This is a genomic window from Actinoplanes lobatus (assembly GCF_014205215.1).
In the GTDB taxonomy this organism is placed as follows: Bacteria; Actinomycetota; Actinomycetes; order Mycobacteriales; family Micromonosporaceae; genus Actinoplanes; species Actinoplanes lobatus.
In genome coordinates, this window is record NZ_JACHNC010000001.1 from 1,611,413 (window position 1) to 1,631,024 (window position 19,612).

The following is a 19,612-nucleotide window of genomic DNA, read 5'->3' on the forward strand; positions in this document are numbered from 1 at the left end:
GCGGGGCCGGGGAAACCACCCGACCTCGCCCTACCGGACGTGGATAGAGTTCGGGTATGCGGAGCGCTCAGCAGATCCTGGCCGGGGCGAGTGTCATCGCGGTGGTGGGAGCCTCCCGTGATCCCTACAAACCGGCGCACACCATTCCGCTGCAGATGCTCCGGCACGGGTGGCGGATCATCCCGGTCAACCCGTTCGTCGACGAGCTGTTCGGCGTCCCGACCGTGCCCACGCTGGCCGAGATCGACGAGCCGGTCGACCTGGTGAACGTGTTCCGTCCCGCCCGGGACGCCGTCGACGTGGTCCGGCAGGCGGTGGCCGTGAAAGCGCCCGCCGTGTGGTTGCAGAGCGGCATCGTCTCGGCCGAGGCGCGGCGGATCGCCGAGGAGGCGGGGCTCGAGTATGTCGAGGACCGCTGTCTGGCCGTCGAACGGGCGCTGGGACAGCTCACCAGACGTCCCTGACCGGTGCGGGCCGACCGGTCCCGGACGCCGCCGGCGCCCTTCCGGACTTGGCGTGACAGGCCAAAATGGGAGGCCATCGGGTTCCGCGCGGATGGAAGCCGGTCTCACACGACTCCTCCCCGGCAGGTACGGTGCGAGGACTCAAGGAGGACCTCAGATGACCTATCCCCCGGCTGACGGCAACCCGGATCCTTACCAGCCGCCGCAGCCTCCGGCCAATGACCCGACTCTGCAGTACCCGCCGCCGTACTCGCCTCCGACGAGTCCCGCGCCGTCCAGTGGACCCGGTTACTCGCCGGCGCCGGGCTACAAGTCGGCGACGGACGGGACGGGATATCCGCCCGCGGGGGCCGGATATCCGCCGCCGTCGGCCGGGTACGGTCCTCCGCCCGGCTACGGGCCGCCCGGTGCGCCCGGCTACGGTGCGCCCGGCTACGGTGCGCCCTACCCGTACTACGGCGCTCCGCGGCCCACCAACGGCCTGGCCATCGCGTCGCTGATCTGCTCGCTCGCCGGTCTCGTGACGTGCATCAGCGCGCCGGTCGGCGTGGTGCTCGGGCACATCGCGAAGAAGCAGATCCGGCAGACCGGCGAGGCCGGCGAGGGCATGGCCACCGCGGGCCTGTGGGTCGGTTACATCCTCAGCGTGCTGAGCCTGATCGTCATCATCTTCTACGTGGTCGTGTTCGTCTGGGCGATCGCTGACGGCGCCGCGGGCAACACGACGTTCTGATCCGGTACGACACGGTGGACCGGTCCGGCGGACCGGTCCACCTCTGTGTACGGGTCAGCGGAACTGTGCCTCGCGGACGCTGTTGCCGCCGTCGACCACCAGCATCTGGCCGGTGATGTAGGACGCGGCCGGCGAGCAGAGGAAGCTGACCGCCGCGGCGACCTCGTCCGGGGTGCCCGGGCGGCCGATCGGGGTACCCAGACCCTGCTTGATCTCGGTCACCGTCGAGGCGGCCGTGTAGATCGTGCCGGGGGCCACGCAGTTGACGTTGACCCCGTCGGCGACCAGCTCCATGGCCAGCGCCCGGGTCAGGCCCACCACACCGGCCTTGGCGGCCGCGTACGCCGCCTCGGTGGGCAGCGCGTTCACCGGGCCGGCGGTGGCGGCCAGATTGACGATCCGCCCCCAGCCGCGCTCCGACATGCCGCCGACGAACGCCCGGCTGCACAGGAAGGCGGTGCTGAGGTTCCGGTCGATCTCGGCCTTCCACTCGTCGAAGGTGAGCTGGGCGACCGGCCGCAGCACCTCGGGGCTGGCCCGGCTCGCCAGGCCGGCGTTGTTGACCAGCACCTCGACGTCGCCGAGCTGGTCGGCGATCGCGTCGGCCAGGGCGCCGACCTCGGACTCGTCGGTGAGGTCGGCCACGAAGCCGGTCACGCCGAGCTCGGTGGCGCGGTCGTGGATGCGGCGGGTGGTGGACACGATCGCCACCCGGGCGCCGAGGTCACGCAGGCGGCGAGCCGTCGCGTACCCGATCCCGTCCGGGCTGCCGGCGCCCGTGACCAGGGCGACCTTCCCGTCCAGGCGGAGCGTCACCGGGGCGTCGCCGGAGGCCTCGATCTCCGCCTCGACGAGCTCCTGCATGTCGGTTCCGGTCGGGCGGTCGGCGGTTTCGCCGGGTGCGCCGGAGTTCGGTGGTCGGCCGTCGGCCGGGCGTGTGGTGTCGCGCCGGGACGGGCTGCCCCCGGTGGAACGGGCGTCGAAGACCATGCGGCGATCCTGCCTGCTCCAGCAGGCCGGGGCAAACATCGTGTCACTGTGGCGTTCCCCCGGCCGACCGCCCCAGCATCGCATCCGCCCTGGTAGTGACGGCTTTCCGACAGGACTCGAAAAGATCAGTCAGCGGGTCCTGGGGCGAGCGGGCGCACCGGCCCCTCCTCCACGAACACCAGGGGCGCGTCCGCTCCGTAGCGGGCCGGGAACTCCCGGCGGATCCGGTCGATGTCGCGGGTGCCGATCTCCACGCCCATGCCGTCGTGCCGGCTGCCCACGGTCACGATCCGGATGCCGCGGGAGTCCCAGTACGGCAGGTCGGCCACCACGCGGTCGTGCCAGTGGGTGAGCTCGGCGACGGCGTGCGCCGCGTCGCGCACCACGACACAGGTGTCCTCGGCGCTCTGCCGGATGAAGTCGTCGAAGACCTCCGACGGTACGCGGTACACGATCGCCCGTACCCGGAGCTGATCGACCTCGAGCCCCGCGAAGCTGTCGGCGAACCGCTCACGCCCGCCGCGGTCGATCCGCTCGATGGCGGCGGCGAGCCGCTGCGGAGTGACCGGCATGCTCCGCCCGCCGACCGTGCTGAACTGCGCCGGACGGCTGAACTGGCAGCCGGCCGTGCGCCAGCCGCCGGTCGGCCCGGAGTGCTCCCGCGGGTCGCCGCCGTCGATCTCGCCGCAGCCGGGCGCGGTCATGAGGAGCGCCCCGGCGAGCAGGAGCCGGACCAGCCGATCGCAATGCATCGCATCCCCCTTCACTATCGCGTTCCGGCCACCCTCCGCCAGGCGGGCGGCCGCGGCCGCCGAGGGAGGAGGGGCTTCGGCGGGGCCAACGACCGAGCTTCAAGTACTGAATCGGATGAAGGTTGCAATCAGCCCATATTTAGCTGGAAAGAGATTCGGTACGGACCACCCGGGCCGCACCCACGAGGAACACCGCGACCCCGGTCAGCAGCAGCGCCAGCCCCGGCAGGGAGCCCGCCCGCGGCACCTGCCCGAGCCACCACCAGGCGAGGAAGGCCGCGCCCGGCACCTCCAGCAGGATCAGGACGCTGACCGTGGTGGCCGACGTGTGCTGGAGCGCGTAGTTGAACATCGAGTGCCCCAGCAGCTGGGCGCCCGCCACGATGGCCAGGATCGCCGCCCAGGTGCGGCTGTCGTACCCGGTCAGGTCGACGCCGAAGAGCAGGCAGACGGCGAGCAGCACGACGGCGCACGTGCCATAGCAGATCCAGGTGTACGTGGTGGTGCTCAGCCGGGTCCGGGCCCGCTCGCCGAGGGCCGTGTAGACGGCCGCCGCGACCGCCCCGAGCAGTGCCAGCACGTCGGCGAGCACGGCCTGCCCGGACACCCCGACGTCGGCTCCGGTGGCCCAGGCGGCGCCGGCCACCGCCAGCCCGATACCGGTCCACCCGGCCGCCGAGGGCCGCCGGCCCTGCGCCGCCGCGATCAGGCCCTGCCAGACCGGCTGGGTGGCGACCAGCGCGGTCGCGGTGGCCACCGAGCCGAGCTGCACGCTCGGCATCCACGTCGCGAAGTGCAGGGCCAGCGCCAGGCCGGCGAGCACGCAGAGGATCCCGGCCGGGCCGGCGGCGGCCCGGCGCACCTCGGCCCGGCGCGGGCCGAGCGTGATCGGGGTGAGCACGAGCGCCGCGAGGCCGTTGCGCCAGAACGCGATGGCAAGGGCCGGCGCGGCCGCGAAGGCGATCAACGGGGCCGACGAGGAAACGGCCAGCACCGCCACGGTCAGTGCCAAGATCAGGCTCGCCGGTTGACCTGGTGAGCGCATATTCATCCCCGGCCGTCGCTTCTTGCGCAGTCGTCCTGGCGAGTTTGCCACTGTCTATTGGCGGACAGTGACGGAGTCGATACAGTCACCGGCGGTTCACTCCCTGTTTCCGCCCCCCATGTCCTGGAGGCCGATTCACATGCCCGCCTACCGTGCGGTCGTGTTTGACTTTTTCGGCACTTTGACCCGATCTGTCCAGCGCGGTCCTCAGCACGCCGCCATCGCCCGGTCTCTCGGCGCCGACCCGGATGCCGTGGTCGGCGTCCTTGACCGCACCTTCCGGGCCCGGGCCTGCGGCCGTTACGGCTCCGCCGAAGCCACCCTCCGCTGGGTGATCGAGCAGGCCGGTGGCCATCCGCACCCGGGCGCCATCCGCGCCGGGGTGCCGGCCCGGGTCGACGCGCTGCGCGCCGACACCCAGCTGCGGCCGGACGCGGTGAGCGCCCTCGCCGCCGTCCGCCGCCGCGGGGTACGCACCGCGGTGGTCAGCGACTGCACCCACGAACTCCCCGCCTTCCTGCCCGGCCTGCCGGTCGCACCGCTGCTGGACGCCCAGATCTACTCGGTCGAGATCGGCGTGTGCAAGCCCGACCCGGAGATCTATCTGGCCGCCTGCGACGCCCTCGGAGTCTTCCCGGAGGACTGCCTGTACGTCGGCGACGGCGGAAGCCACGAGTTGACCGGGGCGGCGGCGGTCGGCATGACACCGGTCCGGCTGGCCGCCCCCGACCTCGCCAACCATCTGGTCTTCGACGCGGACACCAACTTCGCTGGGCGTACGGTCCGGTCGCTCACCGAGGTGCTGACACTGCTCGACTCGGTGCCCGTACTGGTCTGACGCGGCGTGGGAGGATGGTCCGGTGAGCTCTGGCGTGCTGGAAGAGGCGATCAAGAAGGCCGCGATCGCCTGGATCTCGGTGGGTGACGGGCCGGCCTACGCGCTCTGGTGCATGCCGGTGGAGTCCTCGCTGGCCGTGGTGAGCGGGCCGGGCGAGCAGTTCGCGCCGGGGCTGGCCGAGGCGCAGCGGGCGACTGTGCGGCTCCGCGGCGACCACGGCGGGCTGATCGTGCAGGCCGAGGCCGAGGTGTCCCGGCTTGACCCGGGCTCCGCGGAGTGGGACGAGATCGCTCCCCAGCTGGCCGGCAAACGCCTCAACGCCTCCGGCCCGGCCGAGGAGGTGGTGGCCCGCTGGGCGGCCGACGGCTGCGCGCTGGTCCGCCTCACCCCGGCCGCCGACGCGGCGACCGGAGCCGCCGATCTCCCGGCCGAATCGCAGGCCGCGCCGCCCCGTGAGACCCCGGCCCGCGTCGAGACCCGCCGCCCCTTCCGCCTGCACCGGGTCAAAGGCGCTGACCGGGCCGGGAAACGCTGACCTGGTCAGCCGATGAAGGGCGGGACTGCTATCTCGCCTGAGGCGACCTGCCAGACGTGGCCGGTGACCGTGGCGGAGACGGCGGCGCCGCCGGAGGCCGTGACCGTGCACTCCAGGCGGGACGGGCGCTTCATCTCCACGCCCTGGTGGATGCGGTAGGACGAGACGCCCTCGCCGGGCAGCCGGCCCGCCGCCACCAGCCACACGCCGAGGGCCAGCGCCGCCGAGCCGGTCGCCGGATCCTCGGGCACGGCGCCGCCGGCCACGAAGACGCGGGCGTGCGCCTCGCCGTCAGCCCAGGAGAAGACGCTGATGTCGGTGACCCCGGCCCGTTCCGCCGCGGCCACGTCGACCCGGGCACGGGCGAGCGCTTCCCGGCATACCGGAAGAAGCACCCAGTCCAGGCCGCACCCGGCGGAACGTGGGGCAGCGAGATCGTCACCGGCGTGGTCGGAGGCCGTCAGGCCGACCGCCGCGAGCAGCGGCGCCGGATCGAGCGGCGCGCCGAGCCGGGGTTCGGCGCCGGTGAGCGTGGCCGTGCCCGCGGCCGTCACGGTGATCGGCAGCAGGCCCGCGCCGCACTCCTGGATCACTTCACCGGCCCGGAACATGCCCCGGCGCATCGCGGTGACCGCCACCCCGACGGAGGGATGGCCGGCGAACGGGATCTCGCCCTCCGGGGTGAAGATGCGGGCCCGGTACGTGGCCCCGGACGCCGTCGGAGGCAGCGGGAACACCGTCTCGGAGAGGTTGAACTCGCGGGCCAGGGCCTGCATCTGGGCGGTCGCGAGCCGCGCGCCACCGAACACCACGGCGAGTGGATTGCCGGCGAACGGCCGATCCGTGAACACGTCGACGATCTCGTACGCCAAGGTGGACATGTCCGGACCCTAACCTAGGCTGGGGTCGTGACCATGGGGACGAGGATTTATCTGGCTCGCCTCGCCGGTCTGCCGGTGTTCGACCCCAACGGCGACCGGGTGGGGCGGATTCGTGACGCGGTCGTCCGCCTGCGCACCACCAACCGCCCGCCGCAGATCGTCGGCCTGGTCGCCGAGATGGCGCTGCGGCGGCGCATCTTCCTGCCGATCGGCCGGGTCACCAGCATGGACGCGGAGGCGGTCGTGCTCGGCACGGGCACCCTCAACCTGCGCCGGTTCGAGAAGCGGCCGAACGAGCTGCTGATCCTGGAGGATCTGCTGGACCGCCGGGTGACCGTGGTGCCGGAGCACGGTGAGGGCCCCGTCCACCACGGGATCGTGGTCGACGTCGGCATGGACCTGAACCGGAACACCGAGTGGATCGTCACGCGGATCGCGGTCCGGGAGCTGACCGGGCGGCTGGCCCGGCGCGGGCACGTCTACCAGGCCGAGTACGACCGGGTCCGTGGCCTGGTCGGCCCCACCGACACCCAGGGGACCGCGAACCTGATGGCCGTGCTGGACCAGATGCGCCCCGCCGACATGGCGAACGCGCTGCAACATCTGCCGGACGCCCGCCGCAACGAGGTGGCCGCCGCCCTGGACGACCGGCGGCTGGCCGACGTGCTGGAGGAGCTGCCCGAGCACGACCAGGTGGAGATCCTGGTCGGGCTGGAACGGGAACGGGCCGCCGACGTGCTCGAGCGGATGGACCCGGACGACGCGGCCGACCTGCTCGCCGAGCTGCCGCACACCGAGCAGGCGGTGCTGCTCGACCTCATGGAGCCGGAGGAGGCCGCGCCGGTCCGGCAGCTGATGAGCTACCAGGCGGGCACCGCGGGCAGTGTGATGACCTCGGAGCCGGTGATCCTCACCCCGGACGCCACGGTCGCCGAGGCGCTCGCCCGGATCCGCAACCCCGACCTGTCGCCGGTGGTCGCCGCACAGGTCTTCGTGGCCCGGGCGCCGATGGCCACGCCGACGGGTAAGTACCTGGGCGTGGTGCACTTCCAGCGACTGCTACGGGAACCGCCGGCCGCGATCATGGGCGGGCTGGTGGACAGCGACATAGAGCCGTTACGGACCGAGACCGGGCTGGCCGAGATCACCCGGCGGATGGCGACGTACGACCTGGTGGCCATGCCGGTGGTGGACTCGGCGTACCGGCTGCTCGGCGCGGTGACCGTCGACGACGTGCTGGACCATCTGCTGCCACGCGACTGGCGGGAACATGACGTACACGTGGACGAGCAGGTGATCCCGTGATCGACAGCAGGCGAGGACTGGACCGGCCGCGCGACCCGGGACGGATGCAGTTGCCCCGGTTCGACCCGGAGGCGTTCGGCCGCTGGTCGGAGAGCATCGCGCGGTACATGGGCACGGCGAAGTTCATCGTCTACATGACCGTGCTGATCGCCGCCTGGTTCGCGTGGAACACGCTGGCGCCGGAGAACCTGCGCTTCGACCCGTACACGTTCACCTTCCTCACCCTGATCCTGTCGCTGCAGGCGTCGTACGCCGCGCCGTTGATCCTTCTGGCGCAGAACCGGCAGGCCGACCGCGACCGGCTCGCCATGGAGGAGGACCGGCGGCGGGCGGCGATGCAGAAGGCGGACACCGAGTTCCTGGCCCGCGAGATCGCCGCGCTGCGGATCGCCCTGGGCGACGTCGCGACCCGGGACTTCCTGCGGTCGGAGCTGACCCGTCTCGCGGACGAGCTGGACGAGGCCGCGATGCGCCGCGAGAAGCGCCGTACGGAGTGAGCCTCACCTCAGCGAGAACGGCTCTGACCTCGACGTAGCATGGGCTCCATGTCCGCTCCCGCCAACACGCTCGAGGATGCGATCCAGGCCGCTCTGGCGACCGTGGACGACCCCGAGATCCGCCGCCCGATCACCGACCTCGGCATGGTCTCGGGCTTCACCGTGAGCGACGGCCTGGTCAAGGTCGATCTGCTGCTCACCGTCGCCGGCTGCCCGCTGCGGGACAAGCTGACCAACGACATCACCGCCGCTCTCACGACGATCCCCGGCATCGACCGGGTCGAGATCAATTTCGGGGTGATGACCGACGAGCAGCGCAAGGCGCTGCAAACCACGCTGCGCGGTGGTGGCGCTTCGGCGGAACCGGTCATTCCCTTCGCTCAGCCCGGCTCCCGGACCAGGGTGTACGCGGTTGCCAGTGGAAAGGGTGGCGTCGGCAAGTCGAGCGTCACCGTGAACCTGGCCGCGGCCCTGGCCAAGCGGGGCCTGTCGGTCGGCGTGATCGACGCGGACATCTACGGCCACTCGGTGCCGCGGATGCTCGGTGTGGAGAGCCGTCCGACCCGGGTCGAGGAAATGATCATGCCGCCGCAGTCGCACGGCGTGAAGGTCATCTCGATCGGCATGTTCACGTCCGGCAACGCCGCGGTGGTCTGGCGTGGCCCGATGCTGCACCGCGCCCTGCAGCAGTTCCTCGCCGACGTCTACTGGGGCGACCTGGACGTGCTGCTGCTCGACCTGCCGCCGGGCACCGGTGACGTGGCCATCTCGCTGGCGCAGCTCCTGCCGAACGCGGAGATCCTGGTCGTCACCACCCCGCAGATGGCCGCCGCCGAGGTGGCCGAGCGGGCCGGGGCGATCGCCCTCCAGACCCATCAGCGCCTGGTCGGCGTGGTGGAGAACATGTCGTGGCTGGAGCTGCCGGACGGCTCCCGCATGGAGGTCTTCGGCGCGGGCGGCGGCCAGACCGTCGCCGATTCGCTGAGCACCACCATCGGCGCCCGGGTCGAGCTGCTCGGTCAGATCCCGCTGGACACCCGGGTCCGTGAGGCCGGCGACGGCGGCACCCCGATCGTGCTGGCCGAGCCGGACGCCCCGGCCGCCAAGGCCATCGACGGCGTGGCCGACAAGCTGGCCGTCCGCCGCGAGTCCCTCGTCGGCAAGCCCTTGGGCCTCATGGTGAATGCCAAGCGGGGCTAGACCTCAGGTCGCATCCAGGTCGTAATGCTGCGCCGGTCGAGGAGCCTCGGCCGGCGCGGTGCTTTTCGGGGCGCTCTTGAAGTCGGCCGCCGAGGCGACGTCGGAGAGCTCCGACTTGACCCCGTTGAGGTCCTGCTTCACGTCGTCGAAGAGGCTCTGCAACGGCTTGCGCAGCGCCTGCTCGTCCTCCTCGCTGAGCAGGTGCTTGCGGATGAACGCCTTCGGGTGCAGGTCTTCCAGCTGGATGTCGGTGCCAAGCTCGCGGCTCAGGTCGGACGTCGCGTTCTGCGCCATGTTGCGCAGGCCGCGCAGCATGCGCAGGCCGTCCCCGAGCACCTTGGGCAGGCGCTCACCGAAGATCAACAGCGCGAGCATGAGCAGCGCGCCGATCTCCCACCAGTTCAGATTCTCGAACACGTCCGGCCTCCCCAGCGTTCCGCGCCAAGACTACGCACGCTCGCTGTGTGCGCACAGCCCACCCGGATGGGATCCGGCTGTCAGTTGGTGTCCGCGGCGAGGGTCACCGACACGGACGCGGTCTTGGTGCCGCGGCGGTACTCGACCGCGACCGTGGAGCCGGGCGCGTACTTGCGGACCAGCGCGATCAGGTCGGTGCCCTCCTCGAGCGGATGCCCGTCGAGCTTGGTGATGACGTCGCCGGCACGCAGACCGGCCGTCGCCGCCGGGCCGGCCTGCTCCACCCCGCGCAGCCGGGCGCCGGCCGCCGTCTCGCCGGTCATCACCTCGGCGCCGATGACGGTCCGCCGGGCCTTCCCGGTGTCGATGATGTCCTCGGCCACCCGTTTGGCCTGATTGATCGGGATGGCGAAGGCGAGGCCGATGTTGCCGGCCTCGGTGTCGGCGCCACCGACCGAGCGGATCACCGAGTTGACCCCGACCACCTGGCCGCCCGCGTCGACCAGCGGCCCGCCGGAGTTGCCCTGGTTGACCGCGGCGTCGGTCTGGATGGCCGCGTAGTAGCGGGTGGTGCCGCCCTCCTCGCCGGCCTGGATGGGCCGGTCCAGGGCGCTCACGATGCCCTGGGTGACCGTGTTGACGAGCGCGAGCGGCGAACCGAAGGCGAGCACCGGGTCGCCGACCGCGATGTCGTCGGAGTTGCCGAGCGAGACCGGCGTGAGCCCGCTCTTTGCGACTTTGATCACTGCGACATCGGACTCCGGGTCGCGGCCGATCAGTTTCGCGGGGGCCGTGGAGCCGTCGCTGAAGGAGACCGACAGGCTCTCGTCGGCGCCCTCGACCACGTGGTCGTTGGTGATCACGTAGCCGTCCGTGGACACCACGAAACCGGAACCGATCGCCCCGGTGACCCGGACCGTGACGACGCTCGGCATGACCCGCTCGGCCACGCCGGCGAGCGACTCGGGTGCACGCTGCGTATTCTCCGGGATCTGCTGGCCGGACGCGCCGAGCTGGGTCCCGCCGCTCGCGGCATACCCGCCGCGGACCGCGAAGACGAACCCGAGCGTGCCGCCGATGCCACCCGCCAACAGAGCGGTGACCAGGCAGATCACGATGATCGGGGCATACGACCGGCGGGGCGCGTCGGGATCGGTGACCGGCTCCGGGACCCCTCCACCGGACGGCGGGGTGGGCAGGACCACCGCTGACGGAGCGTACGGATCACGCCACGGGTCCGTCGCCGTGCCGGACCACCAGGGCGAGCCTGGCTCCGGCTCCGAGGACCGGCCGGGAGTCGTGGACTGCGGGGTGCCGTGGGCAGGCGGCGTCGGTGGCCGGCGCCAGTTCCAGCCGTCGGTCACGTCGGTGCCTCCATCCGCTCGCCCGGATCCGCGCTCTCCCAGGATGACACGGATCCGCCGGTACCCACCTTGCCACGGGTCGGCCCGAGCCGGGTGACCCCCTTTATCCATCGACGGCGCAGTGCGTCACCGGAGAACATCGCTCTACTCTCTTATCCGATGTGCGTGGTTCCGCCACGGGCATCACAAACGCTCGTACGGAGGTCGTCATCATCGGTCCCGCTCGTTCATTCGGTCAGCCGGCGGCGCAATCGACGCCGTTCGCCGAGACCTACGCCACCGAGGACCCGGTTCTGCAGACCGCGCGTGCCCTGGCACACGAGCTCGGCCTGCCCTGTGTCTCCCCCGGCGCCGGCTCCGTGCTGCGCCTGCTGGCCGCGGCGGGCAGCGCCAAGGCGGTGGTCGAGATCGGCACCGGTACGGGTGTGAGCGGCATCTGGCTGCTCCGTGGCATGCGCCCGGACGGGGTGCTCACCACCATCGACGTCGAGCACGAGCACCAGCGGATCGCCCGGCGGATCTTCCTGGAGGCGGGGTACGCGTCCTCCCGTACCCGGATCATCAGCGGCCGTGCCCTGAACGTGCTGCCCCGGCTGGCCGACGGCGTCTACGACCTGATCTTCGTGGACGCCGACACCACCGAGTTCGCCGCCTGCACCGAGGCCGCCCTGCGCCTGCTCCGGCCGGGCGGGGTGCTGATCGTGAACGGGGCGCACGCGGGCGGGCGGATCAGCGACCCGTCCGCCCGGGACGTGGACACCCTGACCATCCGGGAGACGGTCAAGGCGATCCGTGAGTCCGAGGACTGGATCCCCGCGGTGATCCCCTTAGGCGCCGGTCTGCTGACCGCTGTCAAGCGCTGAGAGGTAATAAAGCAACCAGGATGCGCCCGTTGGTGGCGAGGGCTCCGAAGACGACCACGGCTTCGCCTAGCCGTTTTCGGCGCCCTCGCCACCAACTCAAAAGGGCGCATCCTCGCCGAGCGCAGCGAGGTAATAAAGCAACGTCCGGGCGCCCCAGCCGGTGGCGCCCTTGGTCAGCTCGCCGTCGGCGGCCTCGGCCCAGCTCGGCGCGGACATGTCGAAGTGCGCCCAGCGGACCGGGCCGTAGAAGTCGCGCAGGAACAGGGCGGCCGTGATCACGCCGGGCCCGGCGCCCGCGTTGATCCGGTCGGCGATGTCGCTGCTCTGGTACTCGATGTAGTCGTCGGCCAGAGGCAGCCGCCACATCCGCTCGCCGGCCGCCTCGCCGGCCGCGGTCAGCGCCGTCACCAGCTCCTCGTCCGGGCTGATCAGGGCGGCTGTGCGCTTGCCGAGCGCCACGGCGTTCGCCCCGGTCAGGGTGGCCAGGTCGATGACCAGGTCCGGGCCGAGTTCGGCGGCCGCGTACGCCAGGGCGTCGGCCAGCACGAGACGGCCCTCGGCGTCGGAGTTCGTGTTCTCGGTGGTCGAGCCGTCGTAGTGGGTGATCACGTCGCCGGGGCGGAAGGCGGCGCCGCCGATCGCGTTCTCGGCGAGCGGCACCAGCGTGGTGATCCGCACCGGCAGGTTCAGGTCGGCGGCCCCCAGGGTGGCGGCGACCACCGCGGCCGCGCCGCCCATGTCCTTCTTCATCAGCTTCATGCTGTCCCGCGGCTTGATCGAGATGCCGCCGGTGTCGAAGGTGATGCCCTTGCCGACCAGGACCACGTGGGTGGTCGCGCCGGGCGGCTGCCAGGAGATCTCGACGAAGCGCGGCGGCGACACCGAACCGCCGCCGACGGCCCGCAGACCACCGAACCGCTCCAGCTCGTCGCCGGCCCGGACAGTCACGGTCAGGCCGGGGCGGCGCGCGGCCTCGGCCACGATCTGGCCGGCGAACCACTCCGGGTTCTTCACCGACGAGGGTGTGTTGGTCAGGTCCCGGGCGAGCCACGTGGCCTCGGCGGTCACGGTCGCGGCCGCCAGGCTCTCCGCGTACGCCGAAGGGTCGTCGAGAACGAGCCGCACCTCGCCGGACCGGGGCGCCTTGACCGCGTCGCGATAGCGATAGCCGCCCATCCAGAGGCCCTCGGCCAGGCCGCGCAGCGCGCCCGGGGCGAGGTCCGCCGGAAGCAGCGCCTCCAGGATCTCGTCGTCGCCGGCCTCCCGCACGATCGCGGCGCCGGCCGCACGCCAGGCCGCCTCGTCCCCGGCGCCGACCCCGGCCAGCAGGACCCGGGACGGCTGCCGTAGCGGGCGCGGGAACACCGTGATCCGGCCCGCCGTATCGGCGCCGTCGGTCGCGGCGACCAGTGCGGACATCTCCGGATCCAGGCCGGGGCCGACCGGGAGGACCCGGGTGTGAGTGTCGTCGGAGACGTCGGTCAATCGGATGGTGAACACGGGAGGATGACCTTTCCCTGAGACGTGGAAAGCCCGCCGGTACGGGCGGTACCGTACCGGCGGGCTCGCGTGAAACGTCAGCCGGCGATCGACTTCAACGCGTCACCCAGCGCGTTGGCCTCGTCCGGAGTCATCTCAACGACGAGACGGCCACCACCTTCCAGCGGGACGCGCATGACGATGCCACGACCCTCCTTGGTGACCTCCAGCGGACCATCGCCCGTCCGCGGCTTCATCGCCGCCATCTTGTCTCCCCTCAGACCTACGTCAGGGTCGGTGGGTTGCCCCACAGCCACTTGCTCCTGGAATGCCAGCAGCCCCGTCACGTGCTCAGCCCCACGCGACGCGGTGCTCGTTTCCGACCGGCGGCCGTACAGGCCGTTTCACGTTTCCACGCGTTGCGGCCCACCGTGCCGATCAAACATTTTCCCTGATGAACACCGGCGAACCCAAACCCAGCCCGGGCGGATGTGACAGCATCTAGCATATCGTCTTTTGGGCTGTCACAATGTGCGGTCATGCAGGCGCGGTCCGCACTCTTCGACCTGTACGGCGACTACCTGCGCGATCGCGGCTCCCGAGCCCCGGTCTCGGCGCTGGTCCGGCTGCTGGCACCGCTCGACATCGCGGCTCCGGCAGTCCGCACCGCAGTGTCGCGAATGGTGCGACAGGGCTGGTTGCATCCGCTCCGGCTGGCCGCCGGACCGGGTTATCTGCTCACCCCGAAGGCCGCGCGCCGGCTCGACGAGGCAGCCGCCCGGGTGTACCGAACCGGTCGCGGTGGCTGGGACGGCCGCTTCGACATGATCCTGCTCCACGAGCCGGTCACGCGGCGGGACGCGCTCCGGCTCACCTATCTGGGCTACGGGTCGCTCAGCGAGCAGGTCTGGGTGGCGCCCCGGGCCTCCGAAGAGGTCGAAGCGCTGCTGGCCGAGGCGGGTGCGGGCCACGAGCGGTTCAGTGCCAGCCCCGCGGCGGACGCCACCGGGATCGTGGACCGGGCCTGGGACCTGGCCCGCATCGGACAGTCGTACCAGGAGTTCGTCGAAAAACTACAACCCGTGGTCAAGGCGATCACTCCACGTAGCACCGACGAGGAGGCGTACGCGGCCCGGTTCCGTCTGGTGCACGCCTGGCGGTCGTTCCTCTTCCAGGACCCGCAGCTGCCCTCGGCGCTGCTGCCCGCGGGCTGGCCGGGCGTCAAGGCCGCCGGATTCTTCGACAAGCACGCCACCCGGCTGCGCCCGGCCGCCGACCGGCACGTGGAACGCTGCCTGCAGTCGGCCACCCGTGGAGCGCGTGTGGGATTCTCGAACCCATGACCGACTCGCTCCTCGTCGACCGCACTGACGCGGTAGTCACCCTGACCCTCAACCGCCCCGACGCGATGAACTCCTTCACCGTCGACCTCAAGGAGGCGTTGCGGGACACCCTCGCCGAGCTGGAGGGCGACCGGTCCTGCCGGGCGATCGTGCTGACCGGCGCGGGCGGCGCCTTCTGCGGCGGCCAGGACCTGCGGGAGCACGCGTCGCTGCTGCAGTCGGGCGCGACCGATTTGAACACCGTGCAGGTGCACTACAACCCGATCGCGCAGCGGCTGGCCAACATGCCGAAGCCGGTGATCGCCGCGGTGGGCGGGATGGCCGCCGGGGCCGGCGCCTCGCTGGCCCTGCTCGCCGACTTCCGTATCGGCGGCCCCCGGACCAGCTTCCTGATGGCCTTCGCCAACGTGGGCCTGGCCGGGGACAGCGGCATCTCCTGGTCGCTGCCGCGGATCGTGGGCCACGCCAAGGCGGTGGAGCTGCTGCTGCTCGCGAAGCCGGTGAAGGCCGAGGAGGCGTCCCGGATCGGGATGCTGACCCAGCTGCTGGACGACGACGAGAAGGTGCTGCCGGCGGCCCAGGAGCTGGCCGCGCGGCTGGCGGCGGGCCCCACGGTGGCCTACGGCGCGATCAAGCGCGAGCTGTCCATCGCCACGGCCGGCACCCTGTCCGACGCCCTGGCGGCCGAGGCCCAGGCTCAGGCGATCTGCGGCGCGACCGCGGACCACTCGGCCGCGGTCAACGCCTTCCTGAACAAGCAGCGCCCGGAATACCAGGGGCGCTAGTCCCAACGCCGTTCAGTTAGGCGGTCCGGGCTGGCGTCAAGGGTGTTGATCAGAAAGTAGGAAGCGGAGTTCCGGTATAGAGGTTTGTCACTCCAAGACAACCCACCCCAGGACTCCGCTTGCTCGATCAGATTGCCATAACCCGCACCGTGACGGTAGCTGCAGGGGTGTTCGCGCCGGGGCATCTGGGCGAGCTGACCCGGCTGATTCCGTTCGAGATGGTCGATGACGTTCTTGCCGCCACCGGGCGGGTGCAGCAGCGGGTACGGCTGCTGCCGGGCCGGGTGGTGGTGTATCTGCTGCTGGCCGGGGTGCTGTTCGCCGAATACGGCTACCTGCAGGTGTGGCAACAGTTGACCGCGGGGCTGGCCGGGTTGAGCCTGGCCGAGCCTTCTTCCAGTGCTTTGCGGCAGGCCCGGCAGCGTCTCGGATCCGCGCCGTTGCGAGCATTGTTCGATCTGCTGCGCGGCCCGGCCGCGACGTCGGCCACCCCAGCGGTCCGCTGGCAAGGCCTGCTGCTGACCGCGGTCGACGGGACGACGCTGTCGGTCGCCGATGCCGCCGCGGTCGGCGTCCGCTACCGCAAACAGCGCGGTAACCACGGCGGGGCCGGCTACCCGACGCTACGGCTGAGCGCTCTGCTGGCCTGCGGCACCCGCTCGGTGATCGACGCCGTTTTCGACCCGCTCGGCACCAGCGAACTCGATCAGGCCCGCGTACTGGCCCGCAGCCTGAAAGCGGGGATGCTGCTGCTGGCCGACCGCAACTACGCTGCCGCCGATCTGGTCAAGACCCTCGCCGCCACGAAGGCCGAGTTGCTGATCCGCTGCAAGAGTGGCCGCCGCCTGCCGGTCATCACCCGGCACCGGGACGGCTCCTGGCTGTCCACGATCGGCACCGTGCGGGTGCGGGTCATCGACGCCCGGATCGCGGTCAAGACCAGCACCGGCACGAGCACCGGTGACTACCGGCTGATCACCACCCTGCTGGACGCCCGCCGACACCCAGCCGGGGAACTGATCACGCTGTATCACCAGCGGTGGGAGATCGAGACCGCCTACCTGGAGCTGAAGTCCAGCATTCTCGGTGGCCGGGTCCTACGCGCCCGTACCCCGGACGGCATCGACCAGGAGATCCACGCGCTGCTGATCGTCTACCAGCTCCTACGCACCGCCATGGTCGATGCCACTGACACCCGGCCCGGCCTCGACCCGGACCGGGCCAGCTTCACCACCGCTTTGATCACCGCCCGCAACCAGGTCATCCAAGCCGCGGGCATCATCACCGACACCGTCGTCGACCTCGTCGGCGCGATCGGCCAGGCAGTCCTGGACCACCTACTGCCCGACCGCCGGATCCGGGTGAAAGCCCGCATGATCAAACGATCGAACTCCAAATACCAGGCCCGCGGCCCGAACATCGACCGGCGCACCTACCAAGCCACCATCGCCATCAACATCATCACCGACGGACCTTGACGAACCCGACGCTGGCCTAACTGAACGGCGTTGGCGCTAGTCCTCGTCGTCTTCTTCCTCGGGGTCCTGGTTCGCCTCGGCCCCGAGGACGAAGGCCTGCATGGCCAGCTCGTCACCGGAGGGCCAGACGTAGGTGGGCAGCTCGGCCGGGCCGAGCTCCAGCACGTGCGACCAGAACTGGCGCACCGCCTCGGCCGGGTTCACCGCCTCGATCGGCATGGCCACGCTCACCAGCCAGGCCTTCCGGTCGGACGGGCCGCCCAGGCGCTCGGCGAACCGCCGGAACGTCGCCTCGTCGACCGGGCCCTCCGAAAGATCGGCCGGAACCGGCTCGTCGAAGGCCCGTCGCAGGTACCACAACGCGAGACCGCCGTCGGTCTTCTCCACCCGGGCCAACGCCACGACCTGCTGTTCGGCGACCACCAGCACCTCGTCGCCGACCGCGGCCCCGGCGGGGCCGCCGGCCACGGTCACCACATCGTGCTGGAACAACCGCTCGGTCGCCCACTGCTCATCCGGAAGAACTACCGACCATCGCGCCATGGCTTCATCTCATCACGGGCACCCAGCAGTCCGTGAGGTGGTCGTCGACCATGCCGGTGGCCTGCATCAACGCGTACGCCGTGGTGGGTCCGACGAACTTGAACCCGCGCTTCTTGAGCGCCTTGGCCATGGCGGTGGACTCGGGCGTGACCGCCGGGACGTCGGCGCGGGTCCGCGGCCGGTCCCGCCCCGCGGGCGCGAACGACCAGAGCAGCTCGGTCAGGTCGACCTCGGCCGCCACCCGGGCGTTGTGCAGCGCCGCGTCGATCTTCATCCGGTTGCGGACGATGCCGGCGTCAGCCATCAGGCGCTCGGCGTCGGCCCCGGTGTAGCCGGCCACCTTGACGATCGAGAAGCCGTCGAAGGCGGCCCGGAACGCCGGGCGCTTGCGCAGGATGGTGATCCAGGACAGGCCGGACTGGAAGGCCTCCAGGGTGAGCCGCTCGAAGAGGGCGTCGTCGCCGCGGACCGGCCGGCCCCACTCGTCGTCGTGATACGCCGTGTAGTCCGGTGAGCCGCCCGCCCAGAAGCACCGGGGCTGCCCGTCGGCGCCGATCACGAGCCCGGTGTCGGTCACGGCAGCCGCCCCTGCTCGACGAGCCGTGCGAAGCGCTTGAGCGCCCCGGTGAAGCCGATCTTGGAGCCCGGCCAGAGAACCGGCCAGGCGACCTTGCCGACCGCGCCGGGCGGCAGGTGGAACCACTCGTGCAGCACGATCTGGGTCCGGTCACCGGACATCGCGGTGCACCGCATCGAGCCGGGGCCGCGCAGCACCTTGCCGCAGTGCACGACGCGGACCTCGTACGGCTCGTTGACCTTGACCACCCGCAGCTCGTCGCGCAGGACCGCCGGGCCGAGCGCGGTGACCGCCTCGACCAGGCTGCCCTCGCCGCCGTCGCCCTCGACCACCCGCACCCGGGTGAACGGGATCCACTCGGACTGCTTCTCCCAGTTCATGAACGCGGCGAAGACCCGGGACGCGGGCGCGTTGACGATCACCTTGGCGGTGAACTCGCCGGAACCCGCCCTAGCCGCGTCACCCAGCCCACTACCTGGGCCGGCCTCCGAGTCGCTCATCGCGCCGCCTCCGCTGCGCTCCAGCGCCGCGACGAGTTGACCACTGAGCCCGATGATTCGCTCGCAAGCTCGCTCATTGCTTCTCCACCGGCTCCTGGCCGGTGTCCATCGGGATGACCGGCGGCTCCGGGATCGGCGGCAGGCCGGCGACCGGGGCCATCGCGGCCTCCCGGGCCTTGCGCAGCCCGTCGGCGTCCTCGGTGCGGCCCTCGCGCAGCGCGGCCACCTCGGCCTCGAGCACGCCGATCAGCTCACCCTTGTAGCCGATGTCGTACGCCGCCCGCTGCAACGCCTGGTCCACCTGCTCCATCCGGTAGCCGCGCCAGACGGAGTCGAACCTGGTCCGGGAGATGTCGTCCTCGCCGAGGGGACGGTCGCTGGGCAGCGGAACCGCGCGACCGTCGGGCTCGACCGGGGTCAGGCCGGGGTCGCTCCCGCTCAGCAGAACGGTCACGCCGAAGACGATCGTCGCGACGACCAGAGCCACGACAATGAAGAGCAGTAGCTGACCCATGCGCACGATGTTGACATGTCCGCATTCCGTAGGCGAGCCCACCACCCATCCGGACGCTCAGGTCCAGGTGAGGATCTTCTTGCGCCAGGCGTACAGGATGCCCAGGGCCAGCACGGCTACGAAGATGCCCATCTCGGCGATGGCCATGCCGCCGAAACCCGGCCGGTCGAAGATCACCGCCCACGGGAAGAGAAATACGGCTTCCACGGCGAAAAGCACATAGAGGTACGCATAGACGTAATACCGGATCTGGGCCTGGGCCCAGTCGCCGCCGACCGGGTCGATGCCGCTCTCGTAGGCGATCCGCTTGCCCGGCGGCTCGGCCGGGTGGGCCGGGCGCAGCAGCCGGTTCGCGCCGAAAGCGGCCACGAACAGCAGCACTCCGGCGAGCAGCAGCAGCCCCATGGTGGCGTACGAACCGAGGTAACCGTCCACGATCGGGGAGCCTATCTGACGCAACCAGTGAGATCTGCTGGCTGGTTGTTCATCGTCACGGCTACCGTGGGCAA

General features: G+C 71.2%; 24 protein-coding genes. 11 read left to right on the forward strand and 13 right to left on the reverse strand.

The features are described 5' to 3' along the window. Positions 1-56: 56 nt before the first annotated feature. Both BJ964_RS07135 and BJ964_RS07140 read left to right on the forward strand, forming a co-directional pair. Positions 57-464, forward strand: coding sequence for a CoA-binding protein (locus BJ964_RS07135; RefSeq protein ID WP_188119940.1), 408 nt, complete (start codon positions 57-59; stop codon positions 462-464). Positions 465-621: 157 nt separating this feature from the next. Continuing rightward, on the forward strand, positions 622-1,197 hold the full coding sequence (locus BJ964_RS07140) for a DUF4190 domain-containing protein (protein ID WP_188119941.1): 576 nt from the start codon (positions 622-624) through the stop codon (positions 1,195-1,197). Positions 1,198-1,251: 54 nt separating this feature from the next. Here the strand turns inward: BJ964_RS07140 and BJ964_RS07145 are convergent, their stop codons facing one another. The 3 genes from BJ964_RS07145 to BJ964_RS07155 form a co-directional block, all read right to left on the reverse strand. Next, entirely contained in the window at positions 1,252-2,187 is a 936-nt protein-coding gene (locus BJ964_RS07145) for an SDR family NAD(P)-dependent oxidoreductase (protein WP_188119942.1), read from the reverse strand. A 125-nt stretch (positions 2,188-2,312) separates the two neighbouring features. Further along, positions 2,313-2,939 carry a hypothetical protein gene (locus BJ964_RS07150; RefSeq protein WP_188119943.1) on the reverse strand — a complete coding sequence of 209 codons (627 nt, stop codon included), beginning with the start codon at positions 2,937-2,939 and terminating at the stop codon, positions 2,313-2,315. 139 nt (positions 2,940-3,078) lie between these two features. Then, on the reverse strand, positions 3,079-3,990 hold the full coding sequence (locus BJ964_RS07155; RefSeq protein WP_188119944.1) for a DMT family transporter: 912 nt from the start codon (positions 3,988-3,990) through the stop codon (positions 3,079-3,081). A gap of 133 nt (positions 3,991-4,123) precedes the next feature. On the opposite strand from BJ964_RS07155, the gene BJ964_RS07160 reads away from it, so the two are divergent. Both BJ964_RS07160 and BJ964_RS07165 read left to right on the forward strand, forming a co-directional pair. Beyond that, a complete protein-coding gene (locus tag BJ964_RS07160) occupies positions 4,124-4,822 on the forward strand; it encodes an HAD family hydrolase (protein WP_188119945.1) in 699 nt (232 codons plus the stop codon). A 22-nt stretch (positions 4,823-4,844) separates the two neighbouring features. Further along, positions 4,845-5,357, forward strand: coding sequence for a hypothetical protein (locus tag BJ964_RS07165; RefSeq protein WP_188119946.1), 513 nt, complete (start codon positions 4,845-4,847; stop codon positions 5,355-5,357). 5 nt (positions 5,358-5,362) lie between these two features. On the opposite strand, the gene BJ964_RS07170 is transcribed toward BJ964_RS07165, so the two are convergent. Further along, the gene (locus BJ964_RS07170; protein WP_188119947.1) at positions 5,363-6,238 is read right to left on the reverse strand and encodes a PhzF family phenazine biosynthesis protein; all 876 of its coding nucleotides are present in this window, start codon (positions 6,236-6,238) and stop codon (positions 5,363-5,365) included. Between the two features lie 33 nt (positions 6,239-6,271). Here BJ964_RS07170 and BJ964_RS07175 point away from each other — a divergent pair, with 33 nt between their 5' ends. The 3 genes from BJ964_RS07175 to BJ964_RS07185 are packed head-to-tail and all read left to right on the forward strand — an operon-like array spanning position 6,272 to position 9,240. Then, positions 6,272-7,543 carry a magnesium transporter MgtE N-terminal domain-containing protein gene (locus BJ964_RS07175; RefSeq protein WP_223149497.1) on the forward strand — a complete coding sequence of 424 codons (1,272 nt, stop codon included), beginning with the start codon at positions 6,272-6,274 and terminating at the stop codon, positions 7,541-7,543. A 44-nt stretch (positions 7,544-7,587) separates the two neighbouring features. Next, positions 7,588-8,040, forward strand: coding sequence for a DUF1003 domain-containing protein (locus tag BJ964_RS07180; protein WP_223149974.1), 453 nt, complete (start codon positions 7,588-7,590; stop codon positions 8,038-8,040). 48 nt (positions 8,041-8,088) lie between these two features. Then, positions 8,089-9,240 carry an Mrp/NBP35 family ATP-binding protein gene (locus BJ964_RS07185; RefSeq protein WP_188119950.1) on the forward strand — a complete coding sequence of 384 codons (1,152 nt, stop codon included), beginning with the start codon at positions 8,089-8,091 and terminating at the stop codon, positions 9,238-9,240. Between the two features lie 3 nt (positions 9,241-9,243). Here BJ964_RS07185 and BJ964_RS07190 read toward each other — a convergent pair whose 3' ends face one another. After that, positions 9,244-9,657, reverse strand: a complete 414-nt coding sequence (locus BJ964_RS07190) for a Sec-independent protein translocase family protein (protein ID WP_188119951.1) — start codon at positions 9,655-9,657, stop codon at positions 9,244-9,246. An 80-nt stretch (positions 9,658-9,737) separates the two neighbouring features. Further along, entirely contained in the window at positions 9,738-11,021 is a 1,284-nt protein-coding gene (locus tag BJ964_RS07195; protein ID WP_188119952.1) for a S1C family serine protease, read from the reverse strand. 293 nt (positions 11,022-11,314) lie between these two features. Here BJ964_RS07195 and BJ964_RS07200 point away from each other — a divergent pair, with 293 nt between their 5' ends. Beyond that, positions 11,315-11,884, forward strand: coding sequence for an O-methyltransferase (locus tag BJ964_RS07200; protein ID WP_188126829.1), 570 nt, complete (start codon positions 11,315-11,317; stop codon positions 11,882-11,884). Positions 11,885-11,980: 96 nt separating this feature from the next. Here the strand turns inward: BJ964_RS07200 and BJ964_RS07205 are convergent, their stop codons facing one another. Further along, positions 11,981-13,384 carry a leucyl aminopeptidase family protein gene (locus BJ964_RS07205; protein ID WP_229806605.1) on the reverse strand — a complete coding sequence of 468 codons (1,404 nt, stop codon included), beginning with the start codon at positions 13,382-13,384 and terminating at the stop codon, positions 11,981-11,983. A gap of 77 nt (positions 13,385-13,461) precedes the next feature. After that, positions 13,462-13,629 carry a DUF3117 domain-containing protein gene (locus tag BJ964_RS07210; protein ID WP_014447667.1) on the reverse strand — a complete coding sequence of 56 codons (168 nt, stop codon included), beginning with the start codon at positions 13,627-13,629 and terminating at the stop codon, positions 13,462-13,464. 273 nt (positions 13,630-13,902) lie between these two features. Here BJ964_RS07210 and BJ964_RS07215 point away from each other — a divergent pair, with 273 nt between their 5' ends. The 3 genes from BJ964_RS07215 to BJ964_RS07225 all read left to right on the forward strand — a co-directional run bounded on the left by BJ964_RS07215 (position 13,903) and on the right by BJ964_RS07225 (position 16,969). Continuing rightward, on the forward strand, positions 13,903-14,706 hold the full coding sequence (locus tag BJ964_RS07215; protein WP_188119953.1) for a PaaX family transcriptional regulator: 804 nt from the start codon (positions 13,903-13,905) through the stop codon (positions 14,704-14,706). Next, positions 14,703-15,491: an enoyl-CoA hydratase-related protein gene (locus BJ964_RS07220; RefSeq protein WP_188119954.1), complete on the forward strand. Its 789-nt coding sequence runs from the start codon at positions 14,703-14,705 to the stop codon at positions 15,489-15,491. Before BJ964_RS07215 ends, BJ964_RS07220 begins: the two co-directional genes overlap by 4 nt. A 149-nt stretch (positions 15,492-15,640) precedes the next feature. Then, complete coding sequence (locus BJ964_RS07225) at positions 15,641-16,969, forward strand: IS4 family transposase (RefSeq protein ID WP_239163895.1); 1,329 nt, start codon at positions 15,641-15,643, stop codon at positions 16,967-16,969. A gap of 36 nt (positions 16,970-17,005) precedes the next feature. Here BJ964_RS07225 and BJ964_RS07230 read toward each other — a convergent pair whose 3' ends face one another. The 5 genes from BJ964_RS07230 to ndhC form a co-directional block, all read right to left on the reverse strand. Continuing rightward, positions 17,006-17,512 (reverse strand): hypothetical protein, encoded by a 507-nt coding sequence (locus BJ964_RS07230; protein ID WP_188119955.1) that lies wholly within the window; start codon positions 17,510-17,512, stop codon positions 17,006-17,008. A 4-nt stretch (positions 17,513-17,516) separates the two neighbouring features. Next, a complete protein-coding gene (locus BJ964_RS07235) occupies positions 17,517-18,089 on the reverse strand; it encodes a DNA-3-methyladenine glycosylase I (protein ID WP_275407714.1) in 573 nt (190 codons plus the stop codon). Then, on the reverse strand, positions 18,086-18,589 hold the full coding sequence (locus BJ964_RS07240) for an SRPBCC family protein (protein WP_188119956.1): 504 nt from the start codon (positions 18,587-18,589) through the stop codon (positions 18,086-18,088). Before BJ964_RS07240 ends, BJ964_RS07235 begins: the two co-directional genes overlap by 4 nt. Before the next feature lie 73 nt (positions 18,590-18,662). Next, positions 18,663-19,103 carry a DivIVA domain-containing protein gene (locus tag BJ964_RS07245; RefSeq protein WP_188119957.1) on the reverse strand — a complete coding sequence of 147 codons (441 nt, stop codon included), beginning with the start codon at positions 19,101-19,103 and terminating at the stop codon, positions 18,663-18,665. A gap of 57 nt (positions 19,104-19,160) precedes the next feature. Then, on the reverse strand, positions 19,161-19,538 hold the full coding sequence (gene ndhC / locus BJ964_RS07250) for an NADH-quinone oxidoreductase subunit A (protein ID WP_188119958.1): 378 nt from the start codon (positions 19,536-19,538) through the stop codon (positions 19,161-19,163). Between the last annotated feature and the right edge of the window lie 74 nt (positions 19,539-19,612).